Source organism: Cobetia sp. MB87 (assembly GCF_011319755.1).
In the GTDB taxonomy this organism is placed as follows: domain Bacteria; phylum Pseudomonadota; class Gammaproteobacteria; order Pseudomonadales; family Halomonadaceae; genus Cobetia.
In genome coordinates, this window is sequence record NZ_VFBC01000005.1 from 303,354 (window position 1) to 318,188 (window position 14,835).

Genomic DNA, 14,835 nt, shown 5'->3' on the forward strand with positions numbered 1-14,835 from the left:
GCCTCACTGGCATGAGGCGTCGCGGCAGCGTTTGCAGAGCAGGCGCCCGCCCAGCGCACGTGCCTGATCCGGCTGGCGACAGAAGTCGACACTCTGGGAGGAAAGCCATCGCCGACAGCCTTGGCAGCGCGGCAGGCTTTCCTCATCCTGCGACTGGGCGGAAGACGCACCCTGCTGATCGTTGGGCGCAGCCCCCGGCTGCTCGCCTGCCGCCTGCGGGCTAGCGGGATCTTCCTGGCTGCCCTGATCCAGAGTCTGGTGCCCGGGCTGCCAATGCGCGGCCTGCAGCCCTCGGTCCCCAAAACCGCACTGCCGTTTCAGGGCAGCCGTAGATGTCACGCCACGCTGGACCGCCAGCGTCGTGTCATCCGATGTCCCCTCCATGTCATCAGACTCTGCCGCCATGGCAGCGCTTTCGCCTGAGGTCTGCGGCAGTGCTTCAGGTGATAGCGGCGGTTGCCATAGATAGGCCAGCGGAGACACCGGAGTGGCAGCGTCGCCCTCCGACGCGCGCGTGTCAGCGGCCAGGCCCAGCTTTGCCACCCAATCCGTATTGGGAGCCACATGCTGGGTCGCGATGGCGCGCCCCAGCTGGCGCAGGCGGCGCTGATCGAGGCGGTGAGTAAAACTGCGCAGCCGTGTCACGTAAGCGGTCTTGCCGCTCACCTGCAGGCACTGACGCTTGAGGCGCGCGAAGGACAACAGCGCACGGCTGTCGACGATATCTTCCGGCGGGCGACTGACCTGAGCCGCATCGGCCACCACGATGCGATAGCGCAATTGCGGCTGCAGCGTCATCCCCAGGCGCACAGGCAACAACGCGGAGGCCTCCAGCCACTGCACGATGGCGCGGCTACGCTCAGGGATCGTCTGCAAGGGGCACGGCGTCACGGCATGCGCCATGACCCCATCTTCGTCTGAGGGGGGCTCGCTCCCCTGCGCGACTCGTCCACTATGGGCAAGTAGCTCACCGAAGGGGGTGATCGAGAGCGTCAGATCAAAACAGGAGGCATCCAGCACCCAGACCTGCATGAGGCTGTTGATCAGCAGGTGATCGATCTCGATCACGCCCTCTGCCTGCGCCAGGCGCACATCATGCAGCACGACCCAATCATCCCGTGTCCCCAACAAGGCATCCAGCTGGCTTGCCAGCGCACGGCGACGCGCCTGACGGGCACGTATCGCACGCAGGGCCTCCAGCACCTTGTGGCGCTCGGGCGCGGCAAGCGCAGCATCCTGCGCCAGCACCTCAAGCACCAGCAGGTCATATTCCCGTGAATCACAGTCCTTGATCAGCATGGGCGCCTCTGGATTAGAGCATTCATATATATCTCAGTGTAGTGCTCTATTCGCAATCTTTCTTGCCTATGACTCCGCGGAAAAATCCGCCAGCGGATAGCAGTGACGGAAGCTGAGGGCCATCACTCCTGCGTTGTCTGAGGCGCGGCCTCCCGGTAAGGCAGCATTGCCGTCACCTGCTGACGCGCCTTGCTCAGCCAGCGCGCCTCCTCCTCGACGGCCTCGGCCACCGCCTCCTGAAGCCCGGGATGCATCAGCCAATGCAGCGACCCGGTGGCATACGCCGCGAAACCGCGGCTGATCTTGTGCTCTCCCTGGGTGCCGGGATCGAAGCGCTTGAGCCCTCGCTGCAGGCAGAATTCGAGCCCCTGGTAATAGCAGACCTCGAAGTGCAGACAGTCGGCGTGGACTTCGCTGCCCCACCAACGACCATACAGACAATCACTGCCGATCAGACACAAGGCTGCCGCCACCGGTGCGCCCTGCTCATCACGCGCCTGCACCAGCAGCAGCCGCTCGGGCATGTTGAGCCTGAGCTGATGGAAGAAATCGAGCGGCAGATAAGGGCGCTGGCCGCGCTCGAGATAGGTCATGCAGTAGCAGCGGTAGAATGCCTCGATATCGTCAGGGCCAATCTGCGCCCCCTCGAGCCTGGCCAGCGTGAAGCCTTGCTCGGCGACCTTTCGCCGCTCGCGACGGATCTCCTTGCGCCGTTTGGAGCGCAGACTCTCAAGCCAGGTGGCAAAATCCGGCTCACCGCGTGACTGCCAGTGATATTGCATCCCGGGACGCGAAATCAGCTCCGGAATCGCCGCCAGCCAGTCCTGGCGCTCCTCTGCCGCGACAAACAGCAGATGAAATCCGCTGTGCTCATAACGACGCAGCGCGCTACCCGGCTCAGCCGCGGGCGCGATGCCAGCCTTGAGATGCGGCCACAACCACTCAAGCAAGGCACGTCGGGCGGCAGGTGACGACAACTGCGGCAAGGTGACAAGGCGTGGGCCATCGCTGGGAGTGAACGGCACGGCAGTCAACTGCTTGGGATAATAGCGCCCACCGGCCTGCTCCAGGGCCTCCGCCCATTGCTGATCGAATACATATTCGCCACGCGAGTGCAGCTTGAGATAGCGCAGCAGCCCTGCCAGCAAGCGGCCGTCGGCATCTCGTACCACCAGATGGGCAGGATGCCAGCCACTGGCGGCACTGGCCGCACCGCAGCTTTCCAGCGCGCTCAGATAGGCATGTCGCAGGAAGGGATAGTCATCGCCTGCCAGCGCATTCCATTCACTGGCGGTGAGGGCGTCGAGAGAATCCAGCACCTCCAGGCGCCAGCCCTGTGTCTCTGCGACATCTGCAGCGCTCACAGTCTGCTTCTGGTCTGTCACCGCCCCTGTCACCGCCTGAGCAGCCTCATCATCCGCCTGCCATTGCCCTGTCACCGTACTCTCCTCATAGTCTTGCCATGCCCACCGCGGGTGCAGACATGCCGCACATCCCAGGACATGCTAGTGTGTCGTCATGATGCAGGACAACGAGACCCACATGACAGAAACTCCCACGCCGCCCGATGACACATCCACGAGCGGCTCACAGACCCGGGGGCGCGCTCAAGAGTCCTCTCAAGGCCCCTCTCAAGGGCCTTATGCACCGACCCCGCCCGCGCAGGACACCCATGCCAGCACGAATCTCATGGCAGTGGCCGCCTTTGCCCTGAGCGTGCTCGGCTGCCTGCTCGCGCCTGCGGCACTCGGCGGCGTCGTGTGTGGCCACATTGCGCGCAGCCAGATCCGCCGCAGTGGCGAAGCCGGTGACAGCTGGGCCCTGGCCGGACTGATTCTCGGCTACCTGCTGATCGCCCTGTCGCTGGCCGGCCTGCTGATGTTCGGCGGCATGATGCTGACCATGTTCGGCATCATGGCCTTCAGCACCTGACCTACGCCTGGGCACTCCGGCTTGAACGTGCAGCGCGCCTGCACGGATAATGCGTCGACATTGCTTCCCCGTGCCAGCGGGGCATACCTGCTTCTCGCAGCGCCTGCCCTGCCAGCGATTCCGGTTCCCCCGAGCCGCCTTGATACTGAGCGAGCCTCGATGTTGTACTCGATTCTCGATAATGATTTCTACAAGTTCACCATGCAGAACGCCGTGGTGAAACTGTTTCCCTATGCACGCGCTCGCTACGCCTTCATCAACCGTGGCGAGCATTCATTCCCGCCGGGGTTCGGCGAGGCCTTGCGTATCGCGGTAGACAACATGGCCGAACTGGCATTGAGCGTGGAAGAGAAATCCTTCCTCGAGCTTCACTGCCCCTTCTTGGACCCGACCTACCGTGACTTCCTGGCGGGCTTCCGCTTCGATCCCTCCGAGATCACCATCACCCAGACCGGTGATGAGCTGGAGGTACATATCGAAGGCTACTGGTATCGCACCATCCTGTGGGAAGTCCCGCTGATGGCGATGATCAGCGAGCTCTGGTATCAGCTGGGCGGGGATCAGCGCGACAGCGATCAGGCACTGCGCGACAGCACCCTGGCCAAGATCGAGCACTACAAGCGACTCGGCATCCGCGTGGCGGAATTCGGCACTCGTCGTCGGCACTCCTACGATGTGCACGACAAGGTGGTCGCGGGCCTCAAGGACCACGGCCGCGGCTGCTTCATCGGCACCAGCAACGTGCACATGGCACAGCGCCACGGCATCAAGCCGATCGGCACGCACGCGCATGAGTGGTTCATGTTTCATGCCGCGCGCTTCGGCTTCAAGATGGCCAACATCCTGGCGCTGGAGAACTGGGTCAAGGTCTATCGCGGCGACCTGGGGATCGCCCTGTCTGACACCTTCACCAGTCAGGCCTTCTTCAAGAGCTTCGACAAGAAGTTCGCCAAGCTGTTTGACGGCGTACGCCACGACAGTGGTGACCCCATCGAATTCGCCGAGACCACCATCCGCCACTATGAGTCACTGGGGATCGACCCCAAGACCAAGACCATCGTGTTCTCCGATGGCCTGGACACCGACAAGGTCGATCGTATCGTGCGCTACTGCGCCGGGCGTATCGGCATGTCGTTCGGCATCGGCACCAACTTCACCAATGATGTCGGCCCGCAGCCGATGAACATGGTGATCAAGATGACCGAAGCCCGCCCCGAGGGTCAGGAATGGGTGCCGGTGATCAAGCTGTCCGATGTCACGAGCAAACATACTGGCGACCCCGACATGATTCGTCTGGCGCATCAGGTGCTGTCGCTCAAGGAGCTGGATTGAGGCGCGCTCAGCGATCGCTGAGCGCCTTGCCCTGGCCTCCTGCCAGAGACCATGAAACAGGTTCATGAAAAAGCTCCTGGAAAAGCCCCATGAAAAAGCCCGCCCGGAAACTTTCCGGGCGGGCTTTTTCATGTCGATCACCTTCAGCACAGGTGGCGACGGCTCAGGCCTTGACGACTCAGGTCTTGACGGATTTCTTCGGCGTCTTGAAGACCTCATTGAACAGGTTGAGCATGACCTGCCAGGAAGCCGAATCCGCGGCTGCATCATAGCCCAGCGGCAGATCGTACCTGGCCGCCTTGGCATCCGACTCCGGATTGGTGAAGGCGTGCTTGGCGCCCGGATACTGGATCAGCGTGGTACGCGTCTCGAGAGACTGGAAGGTCGCGACCAGCTTGTCGAGATCCTCCTGCGGCACCAGCGTATCTGCCGCGCCATTCTGGATCACGACCCGACCGGCGAACGGCTCAGGCTCCGTCACGGCAATCGACGGGCTGCCATGGAAGCTGACGACCGCCTTGAGCGGGGCTCCGGTCAGCGCCATGTTGAGCACCACGGCACCGCCGAAACAGTAGCCGATCGCCGCCATGCGCTCGCCATCGACTTCCGGACGTGAGCGCAGCACCGCCAGCGCCGAATTGAAGCTGGATTCGGCCTTCGGCCAGTCACTCATCACCTTGGAGGAGAAGGCCCCTGCCTCCCTGGGGTGCTCGGCCGTGCGCCCACCGCCATACATGTCGACGGCCATGACAACATAACCAAGTCCTGCCAGCTGTTCGGCGCGCTTGCGGGCATAGCTGTTCAAGCCCCACCACTCATGCACCAGCAGGATGCCGGGCCGGCGCCCCTGTGCCTTGGCATCGCGTGCGATCAGGCCCACGTGCTCCTCACCATTGGCCCGATAGGTCACCGTCTCCGTCACCACCTGCGGCCCCTCGAGACGATTGACCAGCGGTGCCTCCTCGGCGGCCATGGCCTGTCCGGCGGAAAATACCGACTGTGCAAACAACAGGGTGCCAGCGCACCAGCCACGTAACATTCGCATCGTCTACTCCTTGTATGACCTGATCCACTTGCATGACGCGATCCACAACCCGACACACCGGCTGCAGGTGTGCCCGGTTGATCACCGGTGTTGGCTCAATTGTCCTCGCTCAAGGACTGCGATGCCAGCACCACCCGATCGCGACCGCTGCGCTTGGCACTGTAGAGTGCCATGTCGGCACGGTGCAGGTAGCCATCCCGGGTCTCCCCCGGCTGGGGTGTCGCCACTCCCATGCTGATGGTGCAGCGCAGTGTCAGCGACTTGAAGCGCACCTCCAGCGCCGCGATCTGCTGTCGCAGCCGCTCGGCCATTCCGACACCGGTGGCCGTGCCGGCGTCGGTGAGCAGGACGGCAAATTCCTCGCCGCCCAGACGCGCAAAGCAGTCGTCGCGCCGCAGCTGGGCACGACACTCCTCGCCAAGACTGATCAGCACCTGATCACCCGCCGCATGGCCGTGAGTGTCATTGACGCGCTTGAAGTGGTCGATATCAAACAGGATCAACGCCATCTGCTCCCGCGATGATGAACTCAGCAGGGTATCGAGCGTGTCGAGGAAGCTGGCGCGGGTCATGGCGCCCGTCATCGCGTCCGTCATCGCTTCATGCTCACGGCGCTGTTCGACCAGCTTGCGCTCATGAATGTTGCGCGACACCGACAGCACGCGCTGATAACGCCCGGAGACGGGGTCCATCGAGGGCGTCGAGATCGACTCGAACCACAGGGTATGCCCGGCCTTGTGCTGAATCCTGAAGTCGATTCGAAACACCTCACCGAGACAGGCGGCACGATGGACTTCCTGCGCGATGCGCTGCATGTCATCAGGATGGATCAGCTGCTTGATCTCCTGGCCGATGATCTCCTGCGGGCGATAGCCGCAGAGCTTTTCCACCGAGGGACTGATGTACTGACAGATCCCGTGGGAGTCCTCGATGCTGACCAGATCGCTGACGGAGTTGAGGATGAAGCGATAGCGTTCCTCGCTCTGGCGCAGCTCATCCTCGATACGGTATCGGGCGGTGGCATCGTCACAATAGCCATTCCAGATCACGCCGCCTTCGGGGGAGTCGATCACCTGCGGCAGCCCGACACACGCCAACCTGCGTTCCTGACCATCCGGATGCTGATAGCGTACCTCCGCCTCCCAGGGTGATTGCTGCCGGGCGCTGCTCTGCAATGAGACGAGCAGCTGCTCACGCTCTCGATCCACGATGCGCGCCAGCAGCAGCATGGGATCGTCGATGACGGCCTGCGGGTCGAGCCCCAGCAGTTGCGAGGCGACAGGCGAGAGGTAGGTATAACGCAGCTCGCCCTCCTGGCTCAGGCGACACTGGAAGACGACGCCGCGCATCTGCTGGACAAGGTTGTCCAGTTGGCGCCGATGCGCTTCGCGTTGAGTGACGTCACTGAGCTTGCCGAGCACGGCGGTGACCTCTCCCTCAGGGGAGTAACTCAGCTGGATGTCATCCTGGAGATAGCGCTTGCGCCCATCCACATGCACGAAGGCGTAACACAGGCTCAGACGGCTATGGCGCTCCCGCACGGCCTCGCCGAAGCGCTGCTGACAGATGGCCAGCTCTTCCGGCACCAACCGGGCCTGCCAGAGGCCCGGGCTTGCCATCAGCAGATCATGCGAGAGCCCGGTGAGCGCCTCGCTACCTGCCGACAGATACTCCAATTCCTCTGGAGGCCACTCACCAGCGGTCGCGTAGTGAGCGCCGGGCGTCTCATCCACCCGCCGCGCCAGACGCTGCTGTTGATCGATCACATTCTCGAGACGTTGGTGTACCTGCGTGATGTCGCGTGCCATCACGGCCACCTGACGCCCCTCGTCGGCGAGCGAGCGCCCCAGACTGACCATCTGCACGGACAATCTGGATTCCCCTCGTGGCAACGACAGACTGATATCGCATTGCCAGGGTTCGGCTCTCTCCAGACTACGCAGGACATGAGGCAGGTAGAGATGCTCAAGCGAGAGGCGGGAATGCGCACAGGCCGCATCGTGATAGAGATGCCAGGCCGGGTTGGCATGACTGATCACCAGACTTTCATCCTTGAGCAGCAGGATCGCCATCGGGTCACGGCTGCGCACCATCATCAGACGATAGGCACGCGCCAGCTGCTGCTCCTGTTCATTGGCCTTGTCCCGCTGCGTGATATCCGTCACACGCCCACACAACGGATGCCCCACGCCGGAACTCCACAGGCATTCCTCGAGCAACAACAACTGTCCGCTGCGGTCCCGCATGCGGTACGTCGTGCGCTCGAACCGCCCCATCGAGGCGCGAAAGTCACTCAACCGCTGCCGGTCGGCGGTGATCACCAGCGAAAGCCAGAGCTCCGGCTGCTTGAGAAAATCCCGTACCGTATATCCCAGCAGACGTTCCGCCGCTGCATTCATGGCAATCAGGCGCTGACCATCTGCACTGAGCGTGAACAACACATCTGCCACGACAGCATAATGATGCTGCAGCAAACGACTATCCGCGAATGATTCAGACAACGTGAAACCCCTTCTCTGTCATGCGGTTCTCTCAAGAATGCCCTATCCATGGCGCTTGCAGCCAGCAGTACCCCCAACGCTTGGTTACGCGAAGATCCGGGCAGATGATGGCATGGGAACGATAGCAACCTTTGCCTTTGCGTCAGACTATTTCCCTTATCGGCAGCGCAGGCGCAATGTTGTGGGCGAATATCACGCAAGCGGCGCCGAAGCGAAAACCTCAGGATGCAAAAAGCCCGAAGCATAAGCTTCGGGCTTTTTGGGGACTCACCTTGATCAGACTTGGCCTTAAACAGAGCTGGCCTTGATCAGAGCTGACCTGGAAAAGCTCTAGCCTTGAGCGGAACGCGGCATGGCATCATCGATGAGCGCGGAGGACGGGGCATCAGGTGCGCCGCTGCGGCCGTCGTTGCCCTCGCCAGCCGGCTGGGCAGTAGCGCGCGGGGCCTTGCGCTTGTGACGCCGTGGCTGCCTGCTGTCCTTGTCCTGCTGGGCGGAAGGCGCCTTGACCGGCAGGCGCGCCCGCAGGTGCTCGAGCAACGCGCGAAAATCTTCCGGCTCCATGCCGATGCGCTCCGCTGCGGCACTTTCCTGCCATAGCACATAGATCGCCGGCTGCTCACGCCCCAGGTCCATACCCACGACCTTGCCCTGGCGCTGGGTGCGCGGGTCGCGCAAGGTGGCACCGATCAATTCATGAGCTTCGCGGATGGCATCGTGCATCTGAGACAGCCTGCTGTGGAAGTCGAGATAACTGCCGGAGAGTGTGCGGCAGTGTGGCAATACCTTCCCTGAATTGCGCACAACAATGGATCACTTGCAGGCCATATGACCGCCTGCATGATTTGACGTTGTCATGACCTGGCTAACCGATGGACGCAAGGCCAACAGGTCAGAAGTGTAACACACCGCCACAGTTTCGCTAATTTCACTCGGGCGTGAATTACGATGACGACATGTTGACCACCTTTCTCGACGTATCAGTGCACGTTTCACACCACCCGGGCCAACTCTGTCGCGATCGTGCCAAGAAAAGTTGCCATAAGGGCACGCCATTGACGCGATGCAACGACACTTTGCGCTCTGGAGCACCTCCCGCACTTTTATGGTGCGCAAAAAAAAACCTCTCCCATTGGGAGAGGTTCAAAAATGGATGACGCGATGTCATTCCGAGCAGCATCGAAGCCGGTCTTGGCGCCAACCCTGACCGACCACCGATTCAAAGGGGACGAATGGCATTGCCTTGTCCGTGGAGCCTGAGCGCGACGCGAGAATCCTCGGGCCACTCGTCCTCACCTGTTGGGAGCCTGTCCTGCTGTCTTCGACAGACTGACAGACCCCCGAATTCTTGCTGCCCCGCGCGGCCTTGTCGGTTGATCAACGAGGGATCAAAAGCCGCGCGGGACTCACCAAGCGCTTACTTGGCGGCTTGCATTGCCAGCGCAGTGTCGAGCATACGGTTGGAGAAGCCCCACTCGTTGTCGTACCACGCCATGACCTTGACCAGGCGATCTTCGCTGACGCGAGTGTGATTGCTGTCGAAGGTGGAAGAGTGTGCATCGTGATTGAAGTCGATGGACACCAGCGGCAGCTCGTTGACGGCCAGCACGCTGGAGCCTTCGGCGGCCTTGGCCACGATGGCATTGATCTCTTCGATGGAGGTATCACGCGACGCGGTGAAGGTCAGATCGACCAGCGACACATTGATGACCGGCACGCGGATCGCCAGGCCATCCAGCTTGCCATTCAGTTCCGGCAGCACCAGACCCACCGCCGCGGCGGCACCGGTCTTGGTCGGAATCATGGAATGGGTCGCGCTGCGGGCACGGTACGGGTCGGAGTGGTAGACATCCGACAGGTTCTGATCGTTGGTGTAGGCGTGAATGGTAGTCATCAGGCCATTCTCGATGCCGACTTCATCATTCAGCGCCTTGGCGACCGGCGCCAGGCAGTTGGTGGTGCAGGACGCGTTGGAGACGACCTGATGCTCGGCCTTCAGCACATCTTCGTTGACGCCGAACACGACGGTCGCATCGGCATCACCGCTCGGCGCGGAGATCAGCACACGCTTGGCGCCGGCTTCGATGTGCTTGGCAGCGGCTGCACGCTTGGTGAACAGACCGGTGCATTCCATCACCAGGTCGATGTCCAGGCTGGACCACGGCAGCTGGGCCGGGTCACGCTCGGCCAGGATGCGGATCTTGTCGTCACCGACGAACAGGTTCTCTTCGTCGTGCGAGACGGTTTCGGCGAAACGGCCGTGGACGGTATCGCGGCTCAGCAGGTGAGCGTTGAGCTTCGGATCACCCAGATCATTGATGGCGACGACCTGGATACGGTCGTTGTACTGACCTTCATACAGCGCACGCAGCACGTTGCGACCGATGCGACCAAAACCATTGATGGCGACGCGTAATGTCATGACTCAACTCCTGTGGCGTATGGCGGGTGCAGGACCAGACCTGATCGAAGAACGGAAGCTTGCAATACGTTCCATGAAATTATCCTACACGCTTTTCCCATAATTTGGCCGAAAGTCGTCCAGTCTTCAAGCAGTTTTTTTGTTAAATTTACCGAATATTCCGAACAAAACCGTTTCTCGAGCGCCATGACGCGCTACTGTAGGCTACCCCGGTAACCGAACGACGCGACGCGAGTGAGGCCAGAGGCTTTACACCGCCATCACCACTGGATAGCGTCGCCGGATAGCAGCACGCCCACACAGCGGGAAATGCTTTCTTTCGCCAGCCTCGGCGCCCTGCGCCGCCTGATACATGAGGTAAGAGCATGTCAGTCAACCAGACCGTAGAGCACGTGACCCAGCGCATCATCGACCGCTCCCGCGAACGCCGCGCCGCCTATGAGCAGTTGATGGAAAGCCAGCAGCGCCGCGGCGTACACCGCTCCGAGCTCTCCTGCGGCAACCTGGCGCACGGCTTTGCCGCCTGTGGCGAGACCGACAAGAATCGTCTCAAGCTGATGAACTCGGCCAACCTGGGCATTATTTCGTCATATAACGACATGTTGTCCGCCCACCAGCCGTTCGAGGACTATCCGCGCATCATCAAGGAAGCCGTCCAGGCGATGGGCTCCACCGCCCAGTTCGCCGGCGGCGTGCCCGCGATGTGCGATGGCGTGACCCAGGGACAGCCCGGCATGGAGCTATCGCTGTTCTCACGCGACCTGATCGCCATGGCAGCCGCTGTCGGCCTGTCGCACAACATGTTCGATGGCGCTCTTTTCCTCGGCGTGTGTGACAAGATCGTCCCGGGCCTGTTCATCGCCGCCGCACGCTTCGGTCACCTGCCGACGCTGTTCGTGCCGGCCGGCCCGATGCCCTCCGGCCTGCCCAACAACGAGAAGGCGCGTGTTCGCCAGCTGTTCGCCGAAGGCAAGGTCGGCCGCGATGCGCTGCTGGAAGCCGAGTCCGCGTCCTACCACAGCCCGGGCACCTGCACCTTCTATGGCACCGCCAACTCCAATCAGCTGATGGTCGAGCTGATGGGCCTGCACCTGCCGGGCGCGTCCTTCGTCAATCCGGGTACCCCGCTGCGCGAAGCCCTGACGCGTCACGCCGCCGAGCAGACCATCCGCAACAGTGAAGTCGGCGGCGACTACCGTCCCTTCTATCGCCAGATCGATGCCCGCGCCATCGTCAATGCCATGGTCGGCCTGCTGGCTTCCGGCGGCTCCACCAACCACACCCTGCACCTGGTCGCGATGGCCGGCGCAGCGGGCGTGACCATCACCTGGGATGACTTCACCGAGCTTTCCGCGGTGGTGCCGAGCCTGACGCGCATCTACCCGAACGGCCAGGCCGACATCAATCACTTCCAGGCGGCTGGCGGCATGAGCTTCCTGATCCGTGAACTGCTCAAGGCGGGTCTGCTCCACGACATCCCCACCCAGGACGGCGGCACCCTGGCCGGCTATGTCCGCGAGCCCTTCCTCGAGAACGGCAAGCTGGTCTGGAAGGACGGCCCCACCGACAGCCTCGACGAAGATGTGCTGCGTCCGGTGGCCAACCCGTTCGCCCCGACAGGCGGCCTGACCGTGCTGGACGGCAACCTCGGCCGTGGCGTGATCAAGGTCTCCGCCGTCAAGGAAGAGCATCGTCTCGTCGAAGCGCCGGTGAAGCTGTTCAGCGACCAGGATGAGATGAAGGCCGCCTTCGAAGCCGGTGAGCTGGAGCAGGACATGGTCGCCGTGGTGCGCTACCAGGGCCCGCGCGCCAACGGCATGCCGGAACTGCACAAGCTGACGCCCTACCTCGGCATCCTGCAGGACCGTGGATTCAAGGTCGCACTGGTGACGGATGGCCGCATGTCTGGCGCCTCGGGCAAGGTCCCGGCCGCCATTCACATGACGCCGGAAGCGCTCGACGGCGGTCCGCTGGCCCGCCTGCGCGAAGGTGACGTGGTCCGTCTGGATGCCAATGCCGGCACCCTCACGGCGCTGGTCGATGAAGCCGAATGGGCCGAGCGCGAGGCCGAAACCATCACTCGCGACAGCTATCATCACGGCCTGGGCCGCGAGCTGTTCTCCGGCATGCGTTCACTGGTCGGCGGTGCCGAGGAAGGCGCCTCCAGCTTTGCGGGCTACGGCGATCTGCCGGGCAGCGGCCACGACCTGATGTGATGGGCCAAACCTGTCACTCTCCCGAGGCACTGACGCAAAGGAAGGATGCCGGACGATGACCCGCGACACCTCCCATCGCCTTGCTCTGGTAGGCGATATCGGTGGCACCAATGCCCGGCTGGCACTCGTCCAGCCGGGTAGCCACACCCTGCAGAACATCCAGACGCTCGCCTGCGCCGAGCATGCCGGACTTGAGGAGGCCATCCAGGCCTACTATCGGATGCTGGGCCTGTCAGAGGCCGAGCGACCCGTCGAGGCCTGCCTGGCCTTTGCCTGTCCCGTGCATGATGAACGCGTCAGCATGACCAACAATCACTGGACGTTTTTCAAGCGCGAGGTGCGCGAATCATTGGGGCTTGAGCGCTTCAAGTGCCTTAATGATTTCACCGCCATGGCGCTGGGCGTGCCACACATCGAGGCCAGCGAACGCCTGGCCATCGGTGAGGAGCTCACCGCAGGAAGTGGTGACGCGGCCTCGCCACGCCTGGTGATCGGCCCCGGCACCGGGCTGGGTGTCGCGGGTCTGGTGCGCGGTACGCACAACTGGATTCCGCTCGCGACCGAAGGGGGGCATGCAAGCTTCGCCCCTACCGACGAGGTCGAGGATGGCCTGCTCGGTATCTTCCGCCGTCGCCATGGTCGCGTCTCGGTGGAGCGCCTGCTGTGTGGCCAGGGCATGCTCGAGATCTATCAGGCCCTGGGCGAGCTTCGCGGCTTGCCGACACCCCTCGACAGTGCGGCCAGCGTCAGTCAGGCAGCGCATGAGCACCTGCATCACGATGAACCGCAGAATGCTCTCGCCTTTGATGCCGTGATGCGCTTCATGAAGATTCTTGGCGCGGTCGCCGGCGATGCGGCACTTACGCTGGGGGCGCGTGGCGGGGTCTATCTGTGCGGTGGCGTGCTGCCGCGCAACCTGGATCTGCTGATGCGCAGCGATTTCCGCCACGCCTTCACCGACAAGAATCGTCTGAGCCGTTACAATGCCGCGATACCCACCTGGGTGGTGACCGCGCCGTGGACCGGCCTGCTGGGTGCCGCCGAGGCTCTGCACAACGAAGAGGTGGCATGATGCACCGCCACCTCCTGAACCATCGAGGTAGCTCGAGATGATCCCCGAAAGTCTGCGCGCACTGATCGCCGACACCGCTGACCAACGCACTGTCGAATGGCAGGGCCGCTCGCTGTTGATCCTCAACCAGGAGTGGGGCGAGCTGGTGGTCTGCCACCAGGGGGCTCAGGTGCTGCACTATCAGCCGACGGGCGATTCTCCCTGGCTGTGGGTGACGGAAACGCCCGCCGCCCTGCCGGGCAGCATTCGCGGCGGCATTCCGTTGTGCTGGCCCTGGTTCGCGGATGAATACCCCGAAGGCGAAAGCGAACTGCATGGCCCCGCTCGCAAGGCCGACTGGCGCATCGATGCGGTGGACGAGGAAGAGGAAGGCGTCGAGATCCATGCCTCGCCGGTCTCAGCGCTGCATGCCGCCCTCTCTCCTCGCGTGGTGATCTTTGCCAGCCGCCGCTTCCTCAAGGTCGAGCTGATCACGGAAAACCGTGGCGACGCCCCGATCAAGATGACCGGCGCGCTGCATACCTACTTCGCAGTGCCGAATGCCTTCGAGTGTCGTGTCACCGGTCTGGCCGGCGCCAGTTATCTGGACAAGCGCCAGGACTTCTCGCGCTTCGACCAGCAGGGCGAACTGGGCATACGCGGCCCGCTGGACCGCATCTACCAGACCAGCCAGGTTCAGGTGCTCGAAGACGGCAAGCGTCAGCTGCGTATCGCCAAGCAGGGTTCTGACTCCACGGTGGTCTGGCACCCGGGAGACGCGCCGCCGGCCGACACCAGCGTCGAGAATGCACGCGGCTTCCTGTGTGTCGAGACCGCCTGCACGCGCCTCGATCCGGTCTGGCTGCCGCCGGGCGCTCAGCACCTGCTGGCCCAGCATATCTCACTGCTGAGCGGTGATGAGACGAGCGGCGTGTGAATGACAACCGGCTACGCGGCTCAACGCGTGGCCGGCACCTTGCGCACCTTGTTGACCAACCGAGAGCGCTCAGCGCCTGAATCGTGTCATCGACACGACT

11 protein-coding genes are annotated in these 14,835 nt (G+C 62.8%); 5 read left to right on the plus strand and 6 right to left on the minus strand.

Going from position 1 to position 14,835, the window contains the following annotated elements; all coding sequences use genetic code 11:
- Nucleotides 1-3: 3 nt before the first annotated feature.
- A complete protein-coding gene (locus tag CDPAHKCJ_RS04670; protein ID WP_166018854.1) occupies nucleotides 4-1,299 on the minus strand; it encodes a nuclease-related domain-containing protein in 1,296 nt (431 codons plus the stop codon).
- 122 nt (nucleotides 1,300-1,421) lie between these two features.
- Entirely contained in the window at nucleotides 1,422-2,738 is a 1,317-nt protein-coding gene (locus tag CDPAHKCJ_RS04675; RefSeq protein WP_346773892.1) for a GNAT family N-acetyltransferase, read from the minus strand.
- 250 nt (nucleotides 2,739-2,988) lie between these two features.
- On the opposite strand from CDPAHKCJ_RS04675, the gene CDPAHKCJ_RS04680 reads away from it, so the two are divergent.
- The gene (locus tag CDPAHKCJ_RS04680) at nucleotides 2,989-3,231 is read left to right on the plus strand and encodes a DUF4190 domain-containing protein (protein ID WP_054555740.1); all 243 of its coding nucleotides are present in this window, start codon (nucleotides 2,989-2,991) and stop codon (nucleotides 3,229-3,231) included.
- Nucleotides 3,232-3,390: 159 nt separating this feature from the next.
- A complete protein-coding gene (gene pncB, locus CDPAHKCJ_RS04685) occupies nucleotides 3,391-4,563 on the plus strand; it encodes a nicotinate phosphoribosyltransferase (protein ID WP_166018855.1) in 1,173 nt (390 codons plus the stop codon).
- Between the two features lie 178 nt (nucleotides 4,564-4,741).
- On the opposite strand, the gene CDPAHKCJ_RS04690 is transcribed toward pncB, so the two are convergent.
- The 4 genes from CDPAHKCJ_RS04690 to gap form a co-directional block, all read right to left on the minus strand.
- Nucleotides 4,742-5,608 (minus strand): dienelactone hydrolase family protein, encoded by an 867-nt coding sequence (locus CDPAHKCJ_RS04690; protein WP_240916653.1) that lies wholly within the window; start codon nucleotides 5,606-5,608, stop codon nucleotides 4,742-4,744.
- A gap of 95 nt (nucleotides 5,609-5,703) precedes the next feature.
- Complete coding sequence (locus tag CDPAHKCJ_RS04695; RefSeq protein WP_166018856.1) at nucleotides 5,704-8,109, minus strand: PAS domain-containing protein; 2,406 nt, start codon at nucleotides 8,107-8,109, stop codon at nucleotides 5,704-5,706.
- Nucleotides 8,110-8,439: 330 nt separating this feature from the next.
- The gene (locus CDPAHKCJ_RS04700) at nucleotides 8,440-8,832 is read right to left on the minus strand and encodes a hypothetical protein (RefSeq protein ID WP_166018857.1); all 393 of its coding nucleotides are present in this window, start codon (nucleotides 8,830-8,832) and stop codon (nucleotides 8,440-8,442) included.
- Between the two features lie 694 nt (nucleotides 8,833-9,526).
- Nucleotides 9,527-10,531, minus strand: coding sequence for a type I glyceraldehyde-3-phosphate dehydrogenase (gene gap, locus CDPAHKCJ_RS04705; RefSeq protein ID WP_043331416.1), 1,005 nt, complete (start codon nucleotides 10,529-10,531; stop codon nucleotides 9,527-9,529).
- A gap of 365 nt (nucleotides 10,532-10,896) precedes the next feature.
- Here gap and edd point away from each other — a divergent pair, with 365 nt between their 5' ends.
- Genes edd through CDPAHKCJ_RS04720 form a run of 3 tightly spaced genes read left to right on the plus strand, consistent with a single transcriptional unit; the run spans nucleotide 10,897 to nucleotide 14,735 of the window.
- On the plus strand, nucleotides 10,897-12,747 hold the full coding sequence (gene edd, locus CDPAHKCJ_RS04710; protein ID WP_054555569.1) for a phosphogluconate dehydratase: 1,851 nt from the start codon (nucleotides 10,897-10,899) through the stop codon (nucleotides 12,745-12,747).
- 55 nt (nucleotides 12,748-12,802) lie between these two features.
- Nucleotides 12,803-13,819, plus strand: coding sequence for a glucokinase (glk, locus tag CDPAHKCJ_RS04715; RefSeq protein WP_166018858.1), 1,017 nt, complete (start codon nucleotides 12,803-12,805; stop codon nucleotides 13,817-13,819).
- A gap of 37 nt (nucleotides 13,820-13,856) precedes the next feature.
- Nucleotides 13,857-14,735 (plus strand): D-hexose-6-phosphate mutarotase, encoded by an 879-nt coding sequence (locus CDPAHKCJ_RS04720; protein WP_166018859.1) that lies wholly within the window; start codon nucleotides 13,857-13,859, stop codon nucleotides 14,733-14,735.
- The last annotated feature ends 100 nt before the right edge of the window (nucleotides 14,736-14,835 follow it).